Source organism: Pantoea sp. MBLJ3, assembly GCF_000816655.1.
Lineage (GTDB): Bacteria > Pseudomonadota > Gammaproteobacteria > Enterobacterales > Enterobacteriaceae > Pantoea > Pantoea eucalypti.
Genome location: NZ_JSUT01000005.1, coordinates 971,438 through 995,205, shown reverse-complemented (window position 1 = coordinate 995,205; position 23,768 = coordinate 971,438). Strand labels below are relative to the sequence as shown.

25 protein-coding genes, 1 pseudogene and 1 other annotated feature are annotated in these 23,768 nt (G+C 54.4%); of the genes and pseudogenes, 15 read left to right on the top strand and 11 right to left on the bottom strand.

Annotated elements, in window-relative coordinates:
- Positions 1-8 precede the first annotated feature (8 nt).
- Positions 9-926, bottom strand: coding sequence for a PHP domain-containing protein (locus tag NP77_RS11020; protein WP_167518470.1), 918 nt, complete (start codon positions 924-926; stop codon positions 9-11).
- Between the two features lie 120 nt (positions 927-1,046).
- Positions 1,047-1,148: a sequence feature (Trp leader region), on the top strand.
- 23 nt (positions 1,149-1,171) lie between these two features.
- Between NP77_RS11020 and NP77_RS11015 the strand changes: the two genes are divergently transcribed.
- The 6 genes and pseudogenes from NP77_RS11015 (at position 1,172) to NP77_RS10985 (ending at position 8,197) form a co-directional block, all read left to right on the top strand.
- The gene (locus NP77_RS11015) at positions 1,172-2,737 is read left to right on the top strand and encodes an anthranilate synthase component 1 (protein WP_003853887.1); all 1,566 of its coding nucleotides are present in this window, start codon (positions 1,172-1,174) and stop codon (positions 2,735-2,737) included.
- Positions 2,737-4,331: pseudogene (gene trpD, locus NP77_RS23840) on the top strand (bifunctional anthranilate synthase glutamate amidotransferase component TrpG/anthranilate phosphoribosyltransferase TrpD). Before NP77_RS11015 ends, trpD begins: the two are co-directional and overlap by 1 nt.
- 2 nt (positions 4,332-4,333) lie before the next feature.
- On the top strand, positions 4,334-5,695 hold the full coding sequence (gene trpCF / locus NP77_RS11000) for a bifunctional indole-3-glycerol-phosphate synthase TrpC/phosphoribosylanthranilate isomerase TrpF (RefSeq protein WP_039660131.1): 1,362 nt from the start codon (positions 4,334-4,336) through the stop codon (positions 5,693-5,695).
- Positions 5,696-5,740: 45 nt separating this feature from the next.
- Positions 5,741-6,931: a tryptophan synthase subunit beta gene (gene trpB / locus NP77_RS10995; RefSeq protein WP_003853891.1), complete on the top strand. Its 1,191-nt coding sequence runs from the start codon at positions 5,741-5,743 to the stop codon at positions 6,929-6,931.
- Positions 6,931-7,734, top strand: a complete 804-nt coding sequence (gene trpA, locus NP77_RS10990) for a tryptophan synthase subunit alpha (protein ID WP_039660130.1) — start codon at positions 6,931-6,933, stop codon at positions 7,732-7,734. The genes trpB and trpA overlap by 1 nt, the downstream gene beginning before the upstream one ends.
- Positions 7,735-7,882: 148 nt before the next feature.
- Positions 7,883-8,197 (top strand): BON domain-containing protein, encoded by a 315-nt coding sequence (locus NP77_RS10985; protein WP_009089937.1) that lies wholly within the window; start codon positions 7,883-7,885, stop codon positions 8,195-8,197.
- A 48-nt stretch (positions 8,198-8,245) separates the two neighbouring features.
- Here the strand turns inward: NP77_RS10985 and ompW are convergent, their stop codons facing one another.
- Positions 8,246-8,881, bottom strand: coding sequence for an outer membrane protein OmpW (ompW, locus tag NP77_RS10980; RefSeq protein WP_181162201.1), 636 nt, complete (start codon positions 8,879-8,881; stop codon positions 8,246-8,248).
- A gap of 249 nt (positions 8,882-9,130) precedes the next feature.
- Between ompW and NP77_RS10975 the strand changes: the two genes are divergently transcribed.
- The 4 genes from NP77_RS10975 to yciA are packed head-to-tail and all read left to right on the top strand — an operon-like array spanning position 9,131 to position 11,382.
- Positions 9,131-9,547, top strand: a complete 417-nt coding sequence (locus NP77_RS10975) for a YkgJ family cysteine cluster protein (RefSeq protein ID WP_003853899.1) — start codon at positions 9,131-9,133, stop codon at positions 9,545-9,547.
- A 27-nt stretch (positions 9,548-9,574) separates the two neighbouring features.
- Entirely contained in the window at positions 9,575-10,309 is a 735-nt protein-coding gene (locus NP77_RS10970) for a YciC family protein (RefSeq protein ID WP_003853901.1), read from the top strand.
- A 51-nt stretch (positions 10,310-10,360) separates the two neighbouring features.
- Entirely contained in the window at positions 10,361-10,900 is a 540-nt protein-coding gene (locus NP77_RS10965; RefSeq protein ID WP_039660127.1) for a septation protein A, read from the top strand.
- A 59-nt stretch (positions 10,901-10,959) separates the two neighbouring features.
- The gene (gene yciA / locus NP77_RS10960; RefSeq protein ID WP_003853906.1) at positions 10,960-11,382 is read left to right on the top strand and encodes an acyl-CoA thioester hydrolase YciA; all 423 of its coding nucleotides are present in this window, start codon (positions 10,960-10,962) and stop codon (positions 11,380-11,382) included.
- A 36-nt stretch (positions 11,383-11,418) separates the two neighbouring features.
- On the opposite strand, the gene tonB is transcribed toward yciA, so the two are convergent.
- Complete coding sequence (gene tonB, locus NP77_RS10955; RefSeq protein WP_008925290.1) at positions 11,419-12,162, bottom strand: TonB system transport protein TonB; 744 nt, start codon at positions 12,160-12,162, stop codon at positions 11,419-11,421.
- A gap of 197 nt (positions 12,163-12,359) precedes the next feature.
- Here tonB and NP77_RS10950 point away from each other — a divergent pair, with 197 nt between their 5' ends.
- Both NP77_RS10950 and NP77_RS10945 read left to right on the top strand, forming a co-directional pair.
- Positions 12,360-12,656, top strand: a complete 297-nt coding sequence (locus NP77_RS10950) for a YciI family protein (protein WP_003853909.1) — start codon at positions 12,360-12,362, stop codon at positions 12,654-12,656.
- Positions 12,657-12,732: 76 nt separating this feature from the next.
- A complete protein-coding gene (locus NP77_RS10945) occupies positions 12,733-12,918 on the top strand; it encodes a hypothetical protein (protein WP_039660486.1) in 186 nt (61 codons plus the stop codon).
- Positions 12,919-13,141: 223 nt separating this feature from the next.
- Here NP77_RS10945 and ycgZ read toward each other — a convergent pair whose 3' ends face one another.
- Positions 13,142-13,384 carry a regulatory protein YcgZ gene (ycgZ, locus tag NP77_RS10940; protein ID WP_003853913.1) on the bottom strand — a complete coding sequence of 81 codons (243 nt, stop codon included), beginning with the start codon at positions 13,382-13,384 and terminating at the stop codon, positions 13,142-13,144.
- Between the two features lie 352 nt (positions 13,385-13,736).
- Between ycgZ and NP77_RS10935 the strand changes: the two genes are divergently transcribed.
- Positions 13,737-14,054, top strand: coding sequence for a hypothetical protein (locus tag NP77_RS10935; protein ID WP_003853915.1), 318 nt, complete (start codon positions 13,737-13,739; stop codon positions 14,052-14,054).
- Here NP77_RS10935 and NP77_RS23440 read toward each other — a convergent pair whose 3' ends face one another.
- Entirely contained in the window at positions 14,055-14,228 is a 174-nt protein-coding gene (locus tag NP77_RS23440; protein ID WP_003853917.1) for a YciY family protein, read from the bottom strand. It lies immediately after the preceding gene.
- A gap of 159 nt (positions 14,229-14,387) precedes the next feature.
- Here NP77_RS23440 and cls point away from each other — a divergent pair, with 159 nt between their 5' ends.
- Positions 14,388-15,848: a cardiolipin synthase gene (cls, locus tag NP77_RS10930; RefSeq protein ID WP_003853919.1), complete on the top strand. Its 1,461-nt coding sequence runs from the start codon at positions 14,388-14,390 to the stop codon at positions 15,846-15,848.
- Positions 15,849-15,893: 45 nt separating this feature from the next.
- Entirely contained in the window at positions 15,894-16,217 is a 324-nt protein-coding gene (locus tag NP77_RS10925; protein ID WP_003853921.1) for an HI1450 family dsDNA-mimic protein, read from the top strand.
- 48 nt (positions 16,218-16,265) lie between these two features.
- On the opposite strand, the gene oppF is transcribed toward NP77_RS10925, so the two are convergent.
- The 6 genes from oppF to NP77_RS10895 all read right to left on the bottom strand — a co-directional run bounded on the left by oppF (position 16,266) and on the right by NP77_RS10895 (position 23,656).
- Complete coding sequence (gene oppF, locus NP77_RS10920; RefSeq protein ID WP_003853922.1) at positions 16,266-17,267, bottom strand: murein tripeptide/oligopeptide ABC transporter ATP binding protein OppF; 1,002 nt, start codon at positions 17,265-17,267, stop codon at positions 16,266-16,268.
- Positions 17,264-18,280, bottom strand: coding sequence for an ABC transporter ATP-binding protein (locus NP77_RS10915; protein ID WP_003853924.1), 1,017 nt, complete (start codon positions 18,278-18,280; stop codon positions 17,264-17,266). The genes oppF and NP77_RS10915 overlap by 4 nt, the downstream gene beginning before the upstream one ends.
- Before the next feature lie 11 nt (positions 18,281-18,291).
- Positions 18,292-19,200, bottom strand: coding sequence for an oligopeptide ABC transporter permease OppC (oppC, locus tag NP77_RS10910; protein WP_003853926.1), 909 nt, complete (start codon positions 19,198-19,200; stop codon positions 18,292-18,294).
- Between the two features lie 14 nt (positions 19,201-19,214).
- Positions 19,215-20,135, bottom strand: a complete 921-nt coding sequence (gene oppB, locus NP77_RS10905; protein ID WP_003853929.1) for an oligopeptide ABC transporter permease OppB — start codon at positions 20,133-20,135, stop codon at positions 19,215-19,217.
- Between the two features lie 92 nt (positions 20,136-20,227).
- Entirely contained in the window at positions 20,228-21,868 is a 1,641-nt protein-coding gene (oppA, locus tag NP77_RS10900; RefSeq protein WP_008925291.1) for an oligopeptide ABC transporter substrate-binding protein OppA, read from the bottom strand.
- A 153-nt stretch (positions 21,869-22,021) separates the two neighbouring features.
- On the bottom strand, positions 22,022-23,656 hold the full coding sequence (locus tag NP77_RS10895; protein ID WP_039660122.1) for an ABC transporter substrate-binding protein: 1,635 nt from the start codon (positions 23,654-23,656) through the stop codon (positions 22,022-22,024).
- Between the last annotated feature and the right edge of the window lie 112 nt (positions 23,657-23,768).

Genomic DNA, 23,768 nt, shown 5'->3' with positions numbered 1-23,768 from the left:
ACCTCGTGTCACCTTTCCGTGATTGCCAGGCTGGGAGCGAGATCCGGGAAGCGTTCCCAGACCGGCTCAACCGCCGCGGGCAGCCAAAGTTTGCGGCCCAACTCAATCCACGGGCAGGGTTGATGAAAATCAGAACCTTGTGATGCGGCCAGTTCATTATCTCTGGCGTATTGCGCCAGTGTCGTGCGCTCATTAGGTGGCTGCTGGCACTGTGCGACTTCCATCGCATCGCCGCCCGCTTCGCGGAAATGGGCGACCAGTCGTTTAAGCCACTTTGCCGATAAACCGTAACGGCCAGGATGCGCCAGCACGGCACAACCACCAGAATGATGAATCGCATCAATAGCTTGTTTAATTGTACACCATTGTGGCGGCACGTAGCCGGTTTTGCCACGCGCCAGATAATTTTTGAACACCTGCACCATGTTCTCAGCTTTACCCTGCTCAATCAGGAAGCGGGCAAAGTGACCACGGGTAATGATGCCGCCATCTGCCAGTCGCATCGCTCCCGCCAGCGCATCCGGAATACGCGCCCTGGCCAGTCGTTCACCGATCTCTTCGGCCCGTATCCGACGGCACGCATGTTGTCCGGCCAGAAAGGTCACCATCGCCGGATGGTGGATATCAATGTTCAGGCCCACGATGTGAATCTCATGGTTCTCCCAGAGTGTGGAGATCTCTGCACCTGCCAGCACCTTTATCGGTAAATCCTGGTCGAGTGCCGTTTGCTGCGCTTCTTCTACACCTGCAACGCTGTCGTGATCGGTGATCGCCAGTACGCCGACGCGCATCTCTACAGCTCGCTGCACCAGCGCAGCTGGCGTCAGAAAGCCATCGGAGGCACGCGTGTGACTGTGTAAATCGTAAACCGGGAAACGGGCGATATCGCTCAAAAGAACTCCTGCTAATACTAAACCGGCCAGCATGATAACGATTTTAATGCTCAGTGAAAAAGGCTATTGACTTTTCCGCGCTGAACCCGTTAACTAGTACACAAGTTCACACGTAACGGGTATTGAATCATGGCTGTTGTAATCACGCATTTAAACGGTTGGCGCGATGTTCCCGAATACGGGCGACTGGGTCGTGCACACTTTGCGTAAACGCTGTGCTAATACCTGAGCCCGCCACCGAGCGGGCTTTTTTTTGAGCTAAATTCAGAGAAATCATCATGCCAAATGCGAAACCTACAGTGAAGTTGATTACCGGCAACGCGCCCTACCGCGAAGATCCGGCCGCAGTGTTTCATCAGCTGTGCGGCGCACGTCCGGCAACCCTGCTGCTCGAATCTGCTGACATCGACAGCAAGCGCAATTTGAAAAGCCTGCTGATTGTCGACAGCGCGCTGCGTATCAGCGCCATGGGTAATACGGTTACTGTTCAGGCGCTGTCAGAAAATGGCCGCGCCGTGCTGCCACTGCTGGATGAGGCGCTGCCCGCCTCCGTCAGCAATCAGGTCCGTCCCGATGGACGCGAGCTGACTTTCCCGCAGAGCACCGATCATCAGCAGGATGAAGATTCCCGCCTTAAGGCCCTGTCGGTGTTTGATGCACTGCGTCTGATTCCACAGCTGGTTAACTCCTCTGCCGACGAACGTGAAGCCGTGCTGCTGGGAGGCTTGTTCGCTTATGATCTGGTGGCAGGTTTTGAAACCCTGCCGGAGCTGGATAATCAGCAACGCTGCCCCGACTACTGTTTTTACCTGGCAGAGACCTTACTGGTGATCGATCACCAGACCCGCAGCGCGCGTCTGCAGGCCAGCCTGTTCTGCCCGTCCACCAGCGAATTCCAGCGCCTGCAACGTCGCATTGAGCAGCTCCATGGTCAGATGCTGCAGCCTGCTCCGGCCCTGCCGGTTCAGACGGTAGAGCAGATGTCGCTGACAACCAGCCAGAGTGATGAAGAGTACTGCGACGTGGTTCGCACCATGCAGCAGGCGATTCGCATCGGCGAAATTTTCCAGGTCGTGCCGTCGCGCCGCTTCTCGCTGCCGTGCCCGTCACCGCTGGCCGCCTACGACACGCTGAAAAACAGCAACCCAAGCCCGTACATGTTTTTCATGCAGGATCAGGATTTCTCCCTGTTTGGCGCGTCGCCTGAAAGCTCGCTGAAGTATGACGCCACCTCGCGTCAGATTGAGATCTACCCGATTGCCGGTACCCGTCCACGTGGCCGCCATGCAGATGGTTCACTGGACCGCGATCTCGACAGCCGCATTGAACTGGAGATGCGCACCGACCATAAAGAGCTGGCTGAACATCTGATGCTGGTGGATCTGGCGCGTAACGATCTGGCGCGTATCTGCGTGCCCGGCAGCCGTTATGTCGCTGATCTGACCAAAGTCGACCGCTATTCCTTTGTGATGCATCTGGTTTCCCGCGTCGTGGGCACGCTGCGCGCCGACCTCGACGTCCTGCATGCCTATCGCGCCTGTATGAACATGGGCACGCTAAGTGGTGCACCGAAGGTTCGTGCCATGCAGCTGATTGCCGGTGCTGAACGCACGCGTCGCGGCAGCTATGGCGGCGCGGTGGGTTACTTCACTGCCCAGGGCGATCTCGATACCTGTATCGTTATTCGTTCGGCCTATGTCGAAGACGGCGTTGCCACCGTGCAGGCGGGCGCCGGTGTGGTGCTGGACTCTAATCCGCAGGCTGAAGCGGATGAAAGCCGCAATAAAGCCCGCGCCGTACTGCGCGCTATTGCAACTGCCCATCACTGCAAGGAGATCTTCTGATGGCCGATATTCTGCTGCTCGATAACATCGACTCATTTACCTATAACCTGGTTGATCAGCTGCGGACCTTTGGTCACAACGTGGTGATTTATCGCAACAATCTTCCCGCTGAACTGTTAATTGAACAGCTGCAGCGGATGGAAAATCCGGTGCTGATGCTCTCCCCCGGCCCCGGTGCACCAAAAGATGCTGGCTGTATGCCGGCGCTGCTGCGGGTGCTGCGCGGTCGTCTGCCAATTATCGGTATCTGTCTGGGACATCAGGCAATTGTCGAAGCCTATGGCGGCCATGTGGGTCAGGCAGGCGAGATCCTGCACGGCAAAGCCTCTTCCATCGTGCATGACGGCGAAGCCATGTTTAACGGCCTGAGTAATCCACTGCCGGTGGCGCGCTATCACTCGCTGGTGGGCAGCAACACGCCGGATGAGCTGACGGTCAACGCCAGTTACAACGGGATGGTCATGGCCGTTCGCCATGAAGCCGATCGCGTCTGCGGTTTCCAGTTCCATCCAGAATCGATTTTGACTTCTCAGGGCGCGCGTCTGCTTGAACAGACGCTGGCCTGGGCGCTGGCGAAGTAACAGGGAGAATAACGATGCAACAGACACTGGAAAAACTTTACCAGGCGCAGACGCTGAATCAGGCTGAAAGTCATGCGCTTTTCAGCGCCATTATTACCGGACAGCTGGAGCCCACGCAGCTTGCTGCCGCGCTGGTTGCCATGAAAGTACGCGGTGAAACGCCGGAAGAGATCGCCGGAGCCGCCACGGCGCTGCTGGAAGATGCCAAACCGTTTCCCCGCCCGGATTACGCGTTTGCCGATATCGTGGGCACCGGTGGAGATGGCAGTAACAGCATTAATATCTCGACAGCCAGCGCCTTTGTGGCCGCGACCTGCGGTCTGAAAGTCGCGAAGCACGGCAACCGCAGCGTCTCCAGTAAATCGGGTTCGTCGGATCTGCTGGCCGCTTTTGGTATTAATCTTGATATGCCCGCTGACCGTGCGCGCCAGGCGCTGGACGATCTGAACGTCTGCTTCCTGTTTGCGCCCCAGTACCACACCGGCTTTCGCCACGCGATGCCGGTCCGTCAGCAGCTGAAGACCCGTACGCTATTTAATGTGTTAGGTCCGCTGATCAACCCGGCGCGCCCTCCACTGGCAGTAATCGGTGTTTATAGCCCGGACCTGGTGATGCCGATTGCCCAGACGCTGAAAGTGCTGGGTTATCAGCGCGCCGCAGTGGTTCACGGTGGCGGCATGGATGAAGTGGCGCTGCACGATGTGACACACGTGGCTGAACTCCGTGAAGGGGAAATCACCCGCTATCAGCTTTCGCCAGAAGACTTTGGTTTTGGCTTCCATCCCAAAGAAGCGCTGGCGGGCGGCACGCCGGAAGAAAATCGTGACATTCTGACGGCTTTACTCCAGGGTAATGGCCAGCAGGCCCATGAGGAGGCGGTCGCCGTCAACGTGGCGATGTTGCTTAAAGTATTTGGTCAGGAAGATCTGCGTGAAAACGCACAGCAGGCGCTTAACGCCATCCGCAGCGGACAGGCTTATGAGCGTGTCGTCGCACTGGCAGCAAGAGGATAATCATGAAAGGCACCGTGTTAGAAAAAATTGTTCAGGACAAAGCGATTTGGGTTGAAGCCCGCCAGCAGCAGCAGCCTCTTTCCACCTTTCAGAACAGCATTGAACCTGCCAGCCGTCATTTCTACGACGCGCTGCAGGGCGCAAGAACCGCGTTTATCCTGGAGTGTAAAAAAGCGTCACCCTCAAAAGGCGTGATTCGCGAGGATTTCGATCCGGCCGCCATTGCCGGGGTTTACCGCCATTACGCTTCCGCGGTGTCCGTGCTGACTGATGAGAAATATTTTCAGGGCGACTTCGCCTTTCTGCCGATTGTCAGCGCTGCCATCACCCAGCCTGTGCTGTGCAAAGATTTTATCATCGACCCTTATCAGATCTATCTTGCCCGCTACTACCAGGCGGATGCGATCCTGCTGATGCTGTCGGTACTTGACGATGAGCAGTATCGTCAACTGGCCGCCGTGGCGCACAGCCTGAAGATGGGCATTCTGACGGAAGTGAGTAATGAAGAGGAGCTTGAGCGGGCTATCGCGCTGCAGGCTAAAGTCGTGGGAATTAATAACCGCGATCTGCGTGACCTCTCTATTGATCTCAACCGTACCCGCCAACTGGCGCCACGCCTGTCGCACGGCGTTACGGTCATCAGTGAATCGGGTATTAACAGCTACGCTGATATTCGCGAGCTGAGTCACTTTGCGAATGGCTTCCTGATTGGCTCAGCCCTGATGGAAGAAGCTGACCTGACGGGCGCGGTGCGTCGCGTCACGCTGGGCAGCAATAAAGTGTGCGGCTTAACCCGTGACGAAGATGCACGTGCTGCGTATGAAGCTGGCGCGATCTACGGTGGTCTGATTTTCGCTGAAGGTTCACCGCGCCAGATCGACACCGCCACTGCACATACCGTGATTGCTGCCGCGCCGCTGCGCTATGTCGGCGTATTCCGCAACAACTCAGTTAGTGACATTGTCACGCATACCACCGAACTTTCACTGTCCGCAGTGCAGTTACATGGCAATGAGACACCGGAATTTGTGGCCGAACTGCGTGCGGTGCTGCCCGCAGAGATTCAGATCTGGAAGGCGCTGCGCATTGAAGGCACGTTACCGGCGCGCGACTGGCCCCATGTTGACCGCTATGTCTTTGATAATGGCGATGGCGGCACCGGACAGCGTTTCGACTGGTCGCTGTTGCAGGGTCAGACGCTGAACGATGTGCTGCTGGCCGGTGGCCTGAGCGCAGATAACTGTGTTGAAGCCGCGCAGCTGGGCTGTGCCGGACTGGACTTCAACTCTGGCGTGGAAAGTGCGCCTGGCATCAAAGATGCCCGTAAAATTGCCGCTGTGTTTCAGACACTGCGTGCCTACTGATTTGCCTGGCCTGCTCCACAGCGGGCCCGAGAAAGGAAGATAAAAATGACGTTACTGAATCCCTATTTTGGCGAGTTTGGCGGAATGTATGTTCCGCAGATCCTGATGCCCGCTCTGCAGCAGCTGGAACAGGCGTTTGTCGACGCCCAGAAAGATCCTGAGTTTCAGGCCGAATTTACCGACCTGCTAAAGAACTATGCGGGTCGTCCTACTGCCCTGACGCTGTGCAAAAACCTGACAAAAGGCACGAAAACCCGCCTCTACCTGAAGCGTGAAGATCTGCTGCATGGTGGCGCGCACAAAACCAACCAGGTGCTGGGTCAGGCGCTGTTAGCCAAACGCATGGGCAAAAACGAAATCATTGCCGAAACCGGGGCCGGTCAGCACGGCGTGGCTTCCGCGCTAGCCTGTGCGCTGCTGGGCATGAAATGCCGCATCTATATGGGTGCGAAAGATGTCGAGCGTCAGTCACCTAACGTGTTCCGTATGCGTCTGATGGGCGCAGAAGTGATCCCGGTTCACAGCGGCTCCGCCACGCTCAAAGATGCCTGTAACGAAGCGCTGCGCGACTGGTCTGGCAGCTACGAGACCTCTCACTACATGCTCGGCACCGCGGCGGGTCCGCATCCCTTCCCGACCATTGTGCGTGAGTTCCAGCGCATGATCGGCGAAGAGACTAAAAAGCAGATTCTGGAAAGAGAGGGCCGTCTGCCAGACGCCATCCTCGCCTGTGTGGGTGGCGGCTCCAACGCTATCGGGATGTTTGCCGACTTTATCGACGAACCCGGCGTGAAGCTGATTGGCGTTGAGCCTGCCGGCCACGGCATTGAGACCGGCGAGCATGGCGCACCGCTTAAGCACGGCCGCGTCGGTATCTACTTCGGAATGAAATCACCGATGATGCAAACGCATGATGGCCAGATTGAAGAGTCTTACTCGATTTCTGCCGGTCTCGACTTCCCTTCAGTTGGTCCGCAGCATGCGCACCTGAACAGCATCGGTCGTGCAGAATATGTCTCCATTACCGATAACGAAGCAATGGACGCGTTTAAACAGCTGTGTCGTGCGGAAGGTATCATTCCGGCGCTGGAATCCTCTCACGCCCTGGCGCACGCTATGAAGATGATTCACGCCGAACCGGAAAAAGAGCAGTTGATTGTCGTTAACCTCTCTGGCCGTGGCGACAAAGATATTTTCACCGTTCATGATATTTTGACAGCGCAGGGAGAAATCTGATGGAACGTTACAATCAACTTTTTACCCGTCTGTCAGCGAACAACGAAGGGGCTTTCGTTCCTTTTGTGACGCTGGGCGACCCTTCTCCTGAGCTTTCACTGCGCGTGATTGACACCCTCGTTGAAGGTGGCGCGGATGCGCTGGAGCTGGGCATACCCTTCTCCGATCCGCTGGCGGATGGGCCGACCATTCAGAACGCAACATTGCGCGCCTTTGCGGCGGGCACCAACACCAGCCAGTGTTTTGAAATGCTGGCGACTATCCGCCGGAAATACCCGGATTTGCCGATTGGATTACTCATGTACGCCAATCTGGTCTTCACTAACGGCGTGGATGCGTTTTATGCCCGTTGTGCTGAAGCGGGTGTCGATTCGGTTCTGGTGGCGGATGTCCCGGTTGAAGAGTCAGCGCCTTTCCGCCAGGCGGCTCTGCGTCACGGCGTTGCCCCTATCTTTATTTGTCCGCCTAACGCCAGCGATGACCTGCTGCGCGAGATTGCGTCGCACGGTCGGGGTTATACCTACCTGTTATCACGCGCAGGTGTCACGGGGGCGGAAAATCGCGCCAGCCTGCCGCTGAAGCATCTTATCGACAAGCTGCGCGAATACCACGCGGCGCCACCGCTGCAGGGCTTTGGGATTTCAGAGCCTGAACAGGTGAAAGAAGCGATTGCTTCCGGCGCCGCAGGTGCGATCTCCGGTTCTGCGATTGTCAAAATCATTGAAAAGCATCATGCAGAACCTGAAGTGATGCTGAGCGAACTGAAAAATTTCGTCAGCCGCCTCAAAGCCGCCAGCCGTTAATCCTGCCAGCATGCCTTATCCCACGATAAGGCATGATTTGTTTCCTTTTTTTCATCTCGCTATTTGCCCTTTTTGCAAAATCTGCACCACAATGACAATGCGCCGTTACGGTAACGTCGCATCCATTTTGTGACAGGGAGAGAAGGCAATGAAATTCGTTAAACTGCTGACAGGTGCTGTACTGGCGGGCGTGGTTGCGCTGACACTGAGCGCCTGTGCGCCAACCGCAACCAAAGAGGGAACCGGTGGCTATATTGATGACACCGTGGTGACCACGAAAGTTAAAGGTGAGCTGCTGAAAGATGATTCGCTGAAATCAACTGAAATCAACGTAGAAACCTTTAAAGGTAAAGTTCAGCTGAGCGGCTTTGTTTCATCACCACAGATGGCTAATCGTGCCGTACAGGTCACGCGCAGCGTGCCGGGCGTGAAGTCAGTCGTCAACAACATGCAGATCAAATAACGTCTTAACAGACACAAAAAGGCCGCTGATTCAGCGGCCTTTTTCTCATCAGAAACGGTAACCCGCTCCGAAGAAGAAGACCCAGGGATCGATGCGCATATTGATGTTCTGCTGTTCGCCACCGGCTTTAAACTTCACTTCCGTATCAATATCCATGTACCACAACGACGCGTTCAGCATCCAGTCACGGTTAATCTGATAATCCAGACCAACCTGACCTGCCATACCCCAGGAATCTTTTACGCTGAGATCGGTCAGTCCCGCATCGCGGCCCGTCTGATTGAAATCGGCATCGTAGAAGGTGGTGTAGTTGATACCTACGCCGATATAAGGACGCACTTTACTTTTGCTGTCAAAAAAGTAGTACTGCGCCATCAGCGTGGGGGGTAACTGGCGCACGGTAGCCAGCGTGCCGGTCGGACCAAGACCCACTTTATGGCGGAATGGCGTGGCCGCCAGTAGCTCGACGCCAATGTTATCCGTTGCCATATAGGTAAAGGTCAGACCCAGTTGGGTGTCGTTGGAAGCGCTGAAAGACCCCATCCCCAACACATTATCGGAACCTTCGGTAGGACGGACGGTGGCACTGCCGGCCCGCATAAAGAAGTCGCCCGCTTCATGTGCCATTGCCAGCTGGGGAAGAGCCAGCGCCAGCAGCATCGCGCATTTTGCCAGTTTCATCATCACTCCTTTGCTTAATGTGAATGTAGCGACTGTCATCGCTTTTTAGCTGCAATTATTTAACGTGATTCAGAGAAAATTGCACTCTGTAACATTCAGATAAAGTGTTTAAAAAACAATGGATTGATTTAGATCAATTTCAACTGCGGCGGCCACAGCCAAATTCCCCTTGCTGAATAATTTTGCCCGCTCTATGTTGCTTATCTTCATTGTTGATTTTGGTTCGATGCCCTGGGAGGGGCGGATGATCAAATGAGTGAGCTTTCCAACCCTTGTGTCAGCTGTGGCGCCTGCTGCGCCCATTTCCGTGTCTCATTTTACTGGGCTGAAGCCGATGATGCGGGCGGCCTGGTGCCGACCGAATTAACCGAACCGCTTAACCTGTTCATGCGTAATATGCGTGGCACTAACCGTGCAGCACCCCGCTGCGTTGCTTTACAGGGCGAAATTGGCGGCTGTGTCTCTTGCGGCATCTATGAACAGCGTCCTGCGCCCTGTCGGGAGTTCACTTTGTCCGGTGAAGGAGGTATTCATAATGAAGCCTGCGATCGTGCCCGCGCCCGTTATGGTCTTCCTGCCCTTTTTTCGCCATCTTTACCTGTTATGACAGAAAGTTATGCCCTGCCGGGTGCCCCGGAGCTGCCAGAACATGTACAATCGCCGGGTTAATTAACCCGGTTCCTTCAAGGAGTGTACATGTCTATCACGGCAAGCTCGTTATACCGTGACACAGGAAATTTTGCGCGGCATCAACTCTCTACAGTGTTGTTGATGTCGCTGCTGGCCGCTTTTGTCACTGTCATGCTGGTGCATGTGCTGACACCCGGTGCCGATCAGATGGCCATCCTGCAACAGGGCGATGACAGTGCCAGTTCGTTGTTTGAGATGGTGCAGAATATGTCACCGGAACAGCAGCAGGTGCTGCTGCGTGCCTCGGCGGCCAGCACCTTTGCGGCGCTGATGGGGAATACGCTGCTGCTTGGCGGCATGCTCTATCTGATCCCGATGGTCTCCTCAGGCCAGCGTGTCAGTGCGCTGCGGGCGATTGGTGCGTCAGCGCCGCTGTTGCCAAAGCTGCTGCTCCTGACCTTCCTGATGACGCTGGTGGCGCAACTGGGCTTTATGGTGCTGGTGGTGCCAGGCATTCTGCTGACGATTCTGCTGTCGCTGGCGCCCGTGATGGTCGCCAGTGAGAAGATGGGTGTCTTTGCCGCGATGCGCGCCAGTATGCGGATGGCCTGGAAGAATGTGAAGCTGATTGCCCCCGCAATACTGCTCTGGCTGCTGGCCAAAGTGATCGTGATGCTGTTTTTCTCTTCGCTGACGGTACTCCCGCTGAATGTTTCCTCGGTGATTTTCACTGCAGCAGGCAATGTGGTTTCAGCAATGTTGATTATCTACCTCTATCGGCTCTATATGCTGTTACGTTGATTGACGGTGTGCCTTCGGGCGCATTTGAAGCCAACTCTGAATGGAAAAACTATGAAGCAGCTACTCGACTTTCTCCCCCTGGTGGTCTTTTTCATCTTTTATAAGCTTTATGACATTTTTGTCGCCTCGGGCGCCCTGATTGTGGCAACCGGTCTGGCCCTGGTGGTCAGCTGGGTGCTTTATCGCAAGCTGGAAAAGATGACGATTTTCACCTTTGTGCTGGTGGCCGTTTTTGGCACCCTGACGCTGGTGTTCCACAACGATGAGTTCATTAAGTGGAAAGTCACGGTGATCTACAGCCTGTTTGCCGCCGCCCTGCTCTACAGTCAGTGGTTTATGGAGCAGACGCTGATTCAGCGCATGCTGGGTAAAGAACTGCAACTGCCTGATGCGGTCTGGCGCAGGCTCAATATCGCCTGGGCGCTGTTCTTCCTGATCTGCGGCCTGGTCAACATCTATGTTGCCTTTTGGTTATCTCAGGCGTTTTGGGTTAACTTTAAAGTGTTCGGTCTCTCGGGTCTGACCTTACTGTTTACCCTGCTTAGCGGGCTTTACATCTGGCGACAGATGCCGCAGCAGGAACAAAAATAATCATCTGCCCGGCTCGCCGGGCATTTTTTTAGCATTTACCTGCATAAAAAGTGGAAGCAATGGGCGAAAAACATAAATTACCGCAAGGCGAAATGGTGCTGCGAACGCTCGCCATGCCGGCAGACACCAACGCCAACGGCGATATTTTTGGTGGCTGGCTGATGTCACAGATGGATATGGGCGGCGCTATCCTGGCAAAAGAGATCGCTGAAGGACGTGTGGTTACCGTGCGCGTTGACGGTATGTCATTCATGAAGCCTGTCGCGGTGGGCGATGTGGTGAGTTGCCATGCGAGCTGTCTCCGTACCGGTAACAGTTCCATGACGATTAACGTGGAAGTGTGGATCAAAAAAGTGTCATCTGAGCCGATTGGTCAAACCTACTGTGCAACGGAAGCGGTATTTATCTATGTGGCAGTCGACAATGAGGGGAATTCACGTCCTCTGCCAGCCGGCCGCGCCAATCAGCAGCCTGCAGGATAACTGACGGGTCAGGCAATCTGAGCCTGACCCGGCGCCTTACTCAATACTGGCACCGCCATTGATTTTGAAAACGATATTCATCGTCAGCCCCTGTCCTGGCTTCTCTTTCTCGTAGCGCCAGTTTTTCATCGCCTGTTTGACGGTCCGCTCAAACATATTGCTCGGCTGTGCAGAGAGGATCTGGATATTATCCACCCGTCCGTCGCTGTCCACATCGAATTTTACCCGAACGCGCCCTTCTATCCGCAGTGCCAGAGCACGCGGCGGATAACCTGGCTTGGTAACGGCCAGGGCTTTGGGACCGGTTGAGGCCGATGCCGTGGGTGACGGCGTTGCTTTTGGCGCTGCAGCAGGTTTGTTCTGGGTCGCCGGAACATCCTGCTTAAAGGGGTCAGCCTGCGGTTTGGTCTCCCGACGCGGCTTCACCTCGCGTTTGGGCTGCTCCCGCTTGTGCTCCGGTTTGGGTTTAGGTTTGGGCTTTGGTTCAGGTTTGGGGATCGGCACCGGCTCTGCTTTCGGCGGCTCCGGTACAGGCTGCGGTTCGGGTTCTGGCTGGGGTTCTGGCTGCGGCGCAGGCGGCTGCACGATGGCCGGTGCAGGCTCGGGCTGGACCTCCGGCGCGACCATCGTCACGCTGATAGGCTGCGACGCCTTAGGCACCTCACTCACCTGCTGGAATGACATATACAGAATTCCGGCAATCACAGCGCCATGCAAAGCTACAGACAACAACATGGAGACAGGCGTGCGTTTAGGTAATGGCATAGTCAGCGTGGTCATAACAGTCGCGGCGATTGAATGAAGCAGCGATTTTAAATGCAAATAGCAATCAGTTTCAATAACTCCCGCCATCCTCTCTGAAGAAAAGCGCTTTTTAGCCCTTTATGCTGAGCGATTCACCCTCTACAGGTTTCGTTTGCACTCTAATCGTCAATCCCTTAACGTGTTGCAAAATTCGGATAATCAGGAGTTCCTTAGTGCTTTACGTCATTTATGCAGAAGATACTGCAGAGTCACTGGAAAAACGTAACGCCGTTCGCCCCGCCCATCTGGCGCGGCTTAAACTGCTGCAGGAAGAGGGACGCCTGATCATTGCAGGGCCGATGCCTGCAGTTGACAGTAACGATCCGGGCGTGGCGGGCTTTACCGGCTCAACGGTGATTGCTGAGTTTCCATCATTAGAAGCCGCACAATCCTGGGCGCAGGATGACCCTTATTTTGCCGCAGGCGTCTACAAACAGGTCTCGGTTAAACCATTCAAACGCGTCTTCTGATAGAGAACATGCAGTCAAAATGGCTTCTGTGCCTGGCACAGAAGCCATTTTTGTTTTTATCATTGAAGGAGGAAAGATGCAGATGATCATTATGGGACTGCTGGCAATTATCACGCTGCTGATTGGCGGTGCAGTTTATCTCTGGCGCACCCAGGGGTGGCGTAATAAAAAACAGTGGATTGTCATGCTGATTGTGCTGGCGGCCGCCCTGCAACTGGTCAACGTTACGCTGATGATGACGGCGCAGCGTCTTCCGGGATAATGTTCACTTAGCAATGCATCTGGTTCACAGAATAATTGATTAACGCTTTAACCTTAACTGTGTTGCGAGATAATCATAAGGCAACCCAATTTAATACCGTGGCGTTTATGCAGGACCACAATTAATAAAGGCGTTGCCCCTGACTGACTGAATTCGATCGCGTAGTGAGATTCGCCTGCACTCTGCTTTACACATCTCTTGCTGACACAATATCGGCGCGCGATTAACTCCGGTCCAGGATCAGGCCAATTAATGCATGGTAGTGCTGCTCTTCTTCCGGGTTGTCGACATGTTGTAAACGGCTGATAAGTTTTGAGCAGATAGCTTTACGATTCAGGCTACGGCCAGAACTGATAATTTCTGTCACAACAGATCCAAGAATGGCCTGCTGGGAAGGCTGCGCAGCACTGTGCAAATAAGCTGAGATATCAGATACTGAAGCGGGAATACGAACGTTAGTCTGCATGGTTGGCCCTCATAGGATTCATTAAAAGTTACTAACCGATGCGGTAAAGCTATACAACCAGGCCTTAGTTGTACAGGTATTTAGGTTAAAAAATCGCTGATTTGTACATTTAAAAAAATAAAATCATAAATTTCAGTAGTTTGACTAAATGTAAAGTTGTACAGGTTTCCTGTCATTCATCACCTCCTGTTCTGGTATCCTGACCGCTACGCGCTGTTGTTCGGCTAATTATGATCTGAACATCATTTTTTTAGCTTTAAAGAGGAATTATTCAGAAGGGCTGTCTACATTTATTACTGATTGATTACACCTCTGACCTCGAAGGGATGCGCAGTATCGTCGCGGGCTCATTATGAATAAAACCTACACTCGCCAGACTATTACGCTGTTTGATCCGCTGTTATCACGGATTCAGGCTATTGCCGATCCAAAAATTGAAGTTCTGAGTGGTTATCCGGCCAACTGCTCAGCGTGGCTGACCGTTTATTATCAGCGTAAGTCTGATAAATGGTCTTTTGAATGGTATGACCGTGTGGGTTATCGCAGACCCACATCGCTGGGCAGCGTAGTGGATTGTCTGATGCGTGAAGTCACCGATCGGGGAGCGTCACGACAGGAACATTCCATGGCGCGACGAGTGATGGATGAATTAGGGTTTCTGGAAGCCTGATTATATTATCTGCGTAATAAACAGAATCGAGCGACGCTGCTGCTGGGCCAGTTGATGGCGGATGCAGTGGATGCGTTTATAGCGTCGCGACTGCCCTTCCAGCCAGCGTGAACGACGGCGATGCACCTGACGTAACATTCTCCAGCGCGCCACTTCATTTCTGCTTCGTTTCATCACTTCCTCACTGACGTCATCTATGCCGGGGCATTATAGAGATCTTTGCGGCAATGCCAAATCGGATCCTTCATCGATGATGTCCTGGATTAAGGGTTTCGTTAACCGGCTTCTGCACGTAAACTTGCCGGACGAAAGCGCGAACGGGACGTCCACTTTATGACCACTTTTTACACCCTGATCAGCTGGTTACTGGTATTTGGTTACTGGCTGCTCATCGCCGGGGTGACGCTGCGCGTATTAATGAAAAGACGTGCGGTAACATCCGCCATGGCATGGCTTCTGGTTATCTATATTCTGCCACTGGTAGGCATAATCGCTTATCTTTCGTTTGGCGAACTGCATCTGGGTAAACGTCGTGCGGAGCGTGCGCGCACCATGTGGCCGTCTACCGCCCGCTGGCTCAGTGACCTGAAACAGTGCCGTGAAATTTTTGCCACTGAACACAGTGACGTTGCTCGCTCGCTCTTCGAGCTTTGTTACCATCGCCAGGGCATTGCCGGGGTCAAGGGAAACCAGCTTCAGCTGCTTACCAGCTCTGACGATGTTATGCAGGCGCTGATTCGTGATATTCAACTGGCACGCCACAACATAGAGATGGTTTTTTATATCTGGCATCCCGGTGGGCTGGCAGATGAAGTCGCAGAATCGCTGATGGCGGCCTCGCGCCGTGGCGTTCACTGCCGACTGCTGCTCGACTCAGCGGGCAGCGTCGACTTTTTCCGCAGTCCCTGGGTGGGCATGATGCGCAATGCCGGGATCGATGTCGTAGAGGCGTTGCAGGTTAGCCTGCTGCGCGTCTTCCTGCGACGAATGGATCTCCGCCAGCATCGTAAAATCGTTCTGATTGATAATTACATCGCCTATACCGGCAGCATGAACCTGGTCGATCCGCGCTTCTTTAAACAAAGCGCGGGCGTAGGCCAGTGGATTGACCTGATGGCGCGTATGGAAGGTCCGGTAGCGACCGCGATGGGCATTGTTTTCAGCTGCGACTGGGAGATTGAGACCGGTAAGCGCATTCTGCCGCCGCCGCCCGATCGCAACATCATGCCGTTTGAACAGGAGAGCGGCCACACGGTGCAGGTCATCGCCTCCGGTCCTGGCTTCCCGGAAGATATGATTCATCAGGCGCTGCTGACCGCGGTCTATTCAGCGCGTGAGCAGCTGATCATGACGACTCCTTACTTAGTGCCGAGCGACGACCTGCTGCATGCTATCTGTACGGCCGCACAGCGTGGCGTTAATGTCAGCGTGATTGTGCCGCGTCACAACGACTCGCTGCTGGTCGGCTGGGCCAGCCGCTCCTTCTTCAGCGAGATGCTGGAAGCGGGCGTGAAAATCTATCAGTTTGAAGATGGTCTGCTGCACACTAAAAGCGTGCTGGTCGATGGACAGCTGAGCCTGGTGGGCACCGTGAACCTGGATATGCGCAGTTTATGGCTCAATTTTGAAGTGACGCTGGTGGTCGATGATGCCGGTTTTGGCAGCGATCTCGCCTGTGTGCAGGATGATTATATCGCCCGTTCCCGCCTACTGGATGGCAAGCGCTGGGCAAAACGTGCGTGGTGGCAGCGCATCGTCGAACGACTGTTTTACTTCTTCAGCCCTTTACTGTAAAACGAGCCAGATTGTGTAAATGGCCGCAGGCCGACAGGACAGACTATGGATTTAAATAATCGCCTTACCGAAGATGAAACGCTGGAACAAGCCTACGATATCTTTCTTGAGCTGGCTGTCGACAATCTTGACCCGGCAGACGTCATTCTCTTCAATCTGCAGTTCGAAGAGCGCGGTGGCGCAGAGCTGTTTGATCCGTCTGAAGACTGGAAAGATCATGTCGATTTCGATCTGAACCCTGACTTTTTCGCCGAGGTGGTGATTGGGTTGGGTGAAGCGGACGGTGAACCGATTACCGACGTCTTTGCTCGCGTGTTGTTGTGTCGCGAAAAAGACCACAAGCTCTGTCATATCCTGTGGCGTGAATAAGCGTCAAAGCAGATAAGAAAACGCCGGGCAAGTGCCCGGCGTTTTGCATTATAGCGGGTCGACTTTCAGACAGGATACCGCATGGTGGAAACTGCCTTCCAGAAGCGGACGGGTTTTCGCACATTCCGGACCGGCAATCGGACAACGGGTGCGGAATACGCAGCCGGATGGCGGATTAATCGGCGACGGCAGCTCCCCTTCCAGTAGCTGAATCTCCTTGTTCTTCTCTTTATCCGGATCGGGAATCGGTACAGCAGACATCAGCGCACGGGTGTATGGATGCTGCGGATTGGTGTAGACCTCTTTGTAAGTCCCCAGCTCCACCGCATGCCCCAGATACATCACCAGCACCCGGTCAGAGATGTGTTTCACCACCGCCAGATCGTGCGCAATGAAAATCAGCGACAAGCCCATTTCCCGCTGCAACTGCTGCAGCAGGTTCACCACCTGCGCCTGAATCGAGACATCCAGTGCAGACACCGGCTCGTCACAGATAATCAGCTTCGGCTCCAGAATCAGCGCACGTGCGATACCGATACGCTGACACTGCCCACCCGAGAACTCATGCGGGTAGCGGTTAATCAGGTTTGGCAGAAGCCCGACTTTCATCATCATATTTTTGACACGGTCTTTGACTTCCTGACGCGCCATTTTTGGATGATAAGTACGAAGCGGCTCTGCGATGATATCGCCGATGGTCATGCGCGGGTTCAGGGACGCCAGGGGATCCTGGAATATCATCTGGATATCGCTGCGGGCTTTGCGCCACTCCTCTTCGCTCTGACCCAGCAGATCGCGGCCTAACCAGGCGACACGACCTTCGGTTGCCTTAACCAGGCCGATAATGGCGCGCGCCAGCGTCGATTTACCGCAACCCGACTCGCCCACCACGCCCAGGGTTTCACCTTCATACAGACGCAGGCTGACACCATCCACCGCTTTCAGGGTTTTTGATGGCTGCCAGAACCACTGTTTGCCATCTTTAATGTCGAAATGCACCTTGAGATCGGCGATTTCCAGTAACACTCTTTTTTCAGCTACGGTGCTCATACTAACTCCTCCACCGGCTTAAAGCAGGCACGCAGACGGCCATTGCCAAACGGTTCCAGCGGCGGTGCCTGGGTGCAGATATCCATCGCGTGCGGACAACGCGGCTGGAACGGGCAGCCCTGCGGCAGACGCAGCAGGTTCGGTGGATTGCCCGGAATGGTGGCCAGGGTTTCGCCTTCAATCGCATCCAGACGTGGCACCGCATTAAGCAGGCCAATTGAGTAAGGATGGGCTGGCTGGTAGAAGACATCACGGGCGCTGCCATACTCCATAGTGCGTCCGGCATACATCACCAGCACTTTGTCGCAGATGCCTGCCACCACGCCGAGATCATGGGTGATCATGATAATGGCGGTGTTGAACTCGCGTTTCAGGTCGTTGAGCAGCGTCATAATCTGCGCCTGCACCGTCACATCCAGCGCGGTAGTTGGCTCATCGGCAATCAGCAATTTTGGGCGGCACAGCAGCGCCATGGCGATCATCACACGCTGACGCATTCCGCCGGAGAATTCATGCGGGTACATTTTCATGCGTTTGCGTGCTTCCGGCATTTTCACCGCATCCAGCATCCTTACGGACTCTTCGAATGCCTGGGCGCTATTCATCCCTTTGTGCAGCTTAAGCACTTCCATCAGCTGCTCGCCTACCCGCATATAGGGGTTCAGTGAGGTCATCGGATCCTGGAAGATCATCGCAATCTGTTCGGCGCGGAGTTTATTGAGCTGGTTCTCAGGCAGATTCAGGATCTCTTTACCGTTGAACATTGCTGAGCCGCCAATGCGGCCATTTTTTGCCAGCAGCCCCATCAGGGCAAAGGCGGTTTGTGACTTGCCAGAACCAGACTCGCCAACAATGCCCAGCGTTTCACCGGCGCGCAGCGAGAAGTTCAGGTCGTTGACGGCGGTAACATCCCCATCGTGCGTGCCAAAGGTCACGCGTAAATCTTTGACCGTAAGTAGCTGTTCGCTTCCCGCGCGGGCCGCCATCGCTGGCTGGAATTCATGAATAGTCATCGGGAAACTCCTTAACGATCTTTCGGGTCGAGGGCATCACGCAGGCCATCGCCAATAAAGTTGAAACAGAACAGCGTGACCACCAGGAAGCCCGCCGGATAGAGCAACAGCCACGGCGACACCTCCATTGAGTTAGCCCCGTCGCTCAGCAGCGCGCCCCAGCTACTCAGCGGCTCCTGTGTCCCCAGACCCAGGAAGCTCAGGAAGGATTCAAACAGGATCATGCTCGGTACCAGCAGCGAAGCGTAAACCACCACCACGCCCAGCACGTTTGGCACGATGTGACGTACCACGATTTTCCAGGTTGATACCCCACCGACATGCGCCGCTTCGATGAACTCTTTGCGCTTCAGGCTCAGCGTCTGGCCGCGCACAATACGCGCCATATCCAGCCATGAAACCATGCCGATAGCGGCAAAAATCAGCAGGATATTACGACCAAAGAAGGTCACCAGCAGGATCACGAAGAACATAAACGGGAAGGAGTTGAGAATTTCCAGAATACGCATCATCACCGAGTCGGTTTTGCCGCCCAGGTAACCGGCTATTGAGCCATACAGCGTGCCGACGATCACCGCAATCAGCGCAGACGCTACGCCCACCATCAGTGAGATACGACCACCGATGGCCACACGGACCAGTATGTCACGTCCCGATGAATCGGTGCCAAACCAGTGACCGGATGTCGTATCGGGCGGTGAGGACATCATGGACCAGTCGGTATCGTCGTAGGTGAAATGCGCCAGCATCGGCGCAAAAATCACGAACAGCGTGATTACTAACAACACCAGCAGACTGATTAAGGCTGCCCGGTTATGGATAAAACGACGACGCGCGTCCTGCCAGAGACTGCGCCCTTCTACTTCCAGCTTTTCACTGAACGCATCAAGAGCTTCGCTGTTTTTCTTACTTAACATCATGGCGAACTCCGCAATCAGTAACGAATTTTGGGATCGATAACGGCATAGAGCACGTCAACAATCGCGTTAAACAGAATGGTCAGCAAACCGACCAGGATGGTCAGGCTCATCACCAGAGAGTAGTCACGGTTCAGCGCGCCGTTCACAAACAGCTGACCGATACCCGGCAGACCGTAGATCGACTCAATCACCATCGAACCGGTGATGATGCCGACAAACGCCGGTCCCATGTAGGAAATCACGGGCAGCAATGCGGGCTTGAGCGCATGACGCAACACAATGCGGCGCAGCGGCAAGCCTTTGGCGCGCGCGGTGCGGATAAAATTGGAGTGCATCACTTCAATCATTGAACCACGAGTGATACGCGCAATACTGGCGATATACGCCAGCGACAGCGCCACCATCGGCAACAGCATGTAGTTCCACTGACCACCGTTCCAGCCACCGCCGGGCAGCCATTTCAGGGTGATGGCGAAGAGCAGAACCAGCAGCGGCGCGACCACGAAACTCGGTATCACCACGCCGGTCATTGCCACCCCCATCACCACGAAGTCCCATATACTGTTCTGTTTAAGCGCGGCGATCACACCCGCCGTGACGCCCAGTATCACCGCCAGCAGGAACGCGGCCAGGCCGAGTTTGGCTGAGACCGGGAACGCGTGCGCGACCAGATAGTTGACCGAATAATCTTTGTATTTAAACGAAGGGCCGAAATCGCCGTGCGCCAGCTGCAGCAGGTAATCAACATACTGCTTACCGATGGGATCGTTGAGGTGATATTTCGCCTCAATATTGGCCATCACTTCCGGGGCCAGGGTGCGCTCGCCGGTAAACGGGCTGCCGGGTGCCAGGCGCATCATAAAGAAGGAGATGGTGATCAGGACGAACAGCGTCGGAAGCGCTTCAAGCAAGCGACGCAGGATGAATTTTAACATTGCCGTACCTACCAGGCTGTTGCATCACAACATATAAATAAGTAAAAAAGGCGGCGCCAGACGCGCCGCCACTGCTGATAGCCTGAATGCTATTAGTGTTTGATAATGTAGAAGTCTTTATCCAGGGTTTTATCCAGTGGATCTTTACCGGTATAACCGCCGACATAAGGCTTCACCAGACGCGTATTTACGTAGTAGTAAACCGGTACGATGGTGCTGTCTTTATCCAGGATCTGCTCCGCTTTCTGATAATCCACTGCGCGGGCTTTCGCATCCGGTGCCTTAATCGCGTCACGGATCACTTTGTCAAACGCCTCGCTCTTATAGTGCGAGGTGTTACTGCTGCTGTTAGACAGCATGGTGTTCAGGAATGAAGTGGGTTCGTTATAGTCCGCACACCAGGCCGCACGCGATACATCGAAGTTACCCTGATGACGGGTATCCAGGAAGGTTTTCCACTCCTGGTTTTCCAGCTTGATGTTCACACCGATGTTTTTCTTCCAGATCGACGAGGCGGCAATCGCCAGTTTCTTGTGCAGATCGGAGGTGTTGTACAGCAGGTTAAAGGTCAGCGGTTTGTCGGCGGTATAGCCGGCTTCAGCCAGCAGCTTTTTCGCTTCGGCATTACGTTTGTCCTGTGACCATTTGAACCAGTCTGGCGGCAGGATATCCATGCCGTCGGTTGATGGCGGCGTGTAGCTGTAGGCCGGCTTCTGGCCCTGCGCCAGCACTTTGTTAACCATGATGTCACGATCCAGACCCAGCTTCAGGGCGGCGCGAACGCGTGGATCGGTGAATGGCGCTTTCTGGTTGTTGATTTCGTAGTAATAGGTGCAGAGATAAGGATCGACGTGCAGCTCTTTGCCGTTGTCACGCTGCAGTTTCTTAAACAGCTCAATCGGCAGATTGTTGTAAGTCATGTCGCTGCCGTTCTCAGAGAAGTAACGGTTAACGTCGCTGACTTCGGAACTGATTGGCAGGAAGGTGACTTTGTTCAGCACGGTGTGTTCGTTGTCCCAGTAATTCGGGTTACGCACCAGGGTGATACGCTCGTTGATCACGTGCGCGTCGAGTTTAAAGGCACCGTTGCCGACCCAGTTCTGTGGCTGAGTCCACTGATCGCCAAACTTCTCAATCGCCGGTTTATAAACCGGTGACATTACGGAGTTGATCAGCAGTTTATCAAAATAGGGAACCGGCTCACTCAGCGTGACTTCCAGCGTGTGATCGTCCAGGGCTTTCACGCCCAGATCGGTAATCGGTTTTTTACCGGCAATGATGTCATCGACGTTCAGGATATGACCATATTGCGGATAACTGGCGTACGGTGAAGCGGTTTTAGGATCGACCAGACGCTCCCAGCTGTAAACGAAGTCCTGCGCGGTCACCGGCTCGCCGTTGGACCATTTAGCATTTTTACGCAGGTGGAACGTCCACACTTTGAAGTCTTTATTTTCGTAACTTTCCGCTACAGCCGGAATCGGTTTACCGTTGCTGTCATTGACCAGCAGACCTTCGTAAAGATCGCGCGCCACGTTGTCTTCCGGCACGCCTTCGATTTTGTGCGGATCGAGCGACTGCACTTCATCGCCATTGCCGCGAATCAGCTCCTGTTTAGCGGCCAGCTCAACCCCTGCGGGCACATTTGCTGCGAAAGCCGCATTCCCTGCCAAAGCACTCACTGCGGCGAAAACCCCCGCTGCTATCAGGCTTTTTTTCGTGATGTTGTTCATTATTACACTCCAGTTTTATTATCGTCACCGTGGCGATGCGCTGCCCCGGCGTCCCCCGTCTCCGGGCTCCCTGGCCTGTTACCAGGGAGATTGACCCCAAAATGGTCTGTACGTTGATGCGTTCCCGACTGTCTCGCCGTACGGGCAATCAGATCAGTGTTGTTTGATGAAATAGTACTTCAGGTCTGTCATGTCCTGCGGGTCTTTGCCCGTAAAGCCGCCAACCCAGGGCTTTACCAGGCGCACACTTACGCGGTAGTAAACTGGCACAATTGGTGAGTCTTTGTCGAGTTGTGTTTCAGCCTGCTGATACAGGTCGGCGCGCTGCGCCTCACTGCCCGCCGTCAGCGTTTCCTTCATCAGACGATCGAAGGTCGCGCTGCTGTAAAACGCGGTGTTGATCGAGGCGTTGCTGATTAGCATATTCAGGAAGGTTGAGGGTTCGTTGTAATCGGCACACCAGGTAGCACGGACCACGTCATACTGCGCCTGATGGCGGGTCTCCAGCATGGTTTTCCATTCCTGATTCTGCAGTGTCACTTTCGCGCCAAGGTTTTTCTGCCACATCGAGGCAGCTGCAATCGCCTGCCGTTTGTTCTGATCTGAGGTGTTATAGAGCAGCGTAAAGGTCAGCGGATGGGCAGCATCGAAGCCTGCCTCGGCCAGCAGCTTCTTCGCGGCGTCATTACGCTGCGCCTGCGTCCAGGTGAACCAGGCAGGCGGCGTGAGTTTGATACCGGCGGTGAAAGGCGGTGTCAGGCTATAGGCGGGAATTTGTCCCTGGGCCATGATCTTATTGGCAATCACTTCGCGATCGAGGGTCATTTTCAGCGCGGCACGAACCCGTGCATCGGTGAACGGCGCCTTTTTATTGTTAATTTCGTAGTAGAACGTACAGAGCAATGGACTGACTTTCACTTCGTCGCCCAGCTCTTTGCGCAGTTTGCCAAACATCTCCGGCGGCACCGCACTGTTGGTCATATCCGTGCCGCCGCTGCGGTAGCGATTGATATCACTGTTTTCAGAGGCGATAGGCAGAAATGTCCCCTGCTCAATGACCGTATGGGCATTGTCCCAGTATTGTGGATTGCGTTTCAGGACGATTTTTTCATTTACGATCCAGTCGTCCAGCGTATAAGCGCCGTTACCAATGTAATGACCCGGACGCGTCCAGGCTTCACCCCACTGCTTAATGGCCGGTTCATAAACCGGCTTCATCGCGGTATGCGCCAGCATCGCGACCAGGTAAGGCACTGGTTCACTCAGGGTAATCTGCAGACGATGGGCATCCAGCGCTTTCACACCCAGTTGATCAGGTGACGCTTTACCGGCAAGGATGGCATCGATATTGGCAAAATGGGCTGCCTGCGGATAGCTTGAATAAGGCGACGCCGTTTTCGGGTCCACCAGGCGACGCCAGCTGTAGACGAAATCATTCGCGGTCACCGGCTCACCATTGCTCCACTTTGCATCACCCCGCAGATTAAAAATCCAGACGGTAGGTTGCGGATTCTCCCAGCTTTTGGCGACGCCTGGCACGACCTGACCGCTGTTGTCAGTATTGACCAGTCCGTCCAGCAGATTTTGAATAATATTGGACTCCGGCACGCCTTCAGTTTTATGCGGATCCAGTGAAGAGACTTCGCTTCCGTTATTAATCACCATCTGCTGTTGCGCAGCCAGTGCCGTTCCCGGCGGAACGGTGGCGGCATAGGCCGGTGAAAACGCCAGTAACAGAACACCTGCGAGTGAGGACCGCTTTTGCTGCAAGTTCTTTATCCCAATCATCCGAAACGCCAACCTTATTTAAGTATCCCGATAGGCTTAAGCAAAAAGCGTTCTCACTTTGGGCTTTCAGAGAAAAAATTCACGTTAAGCCAAAAATTATCAGAAGGCGTTA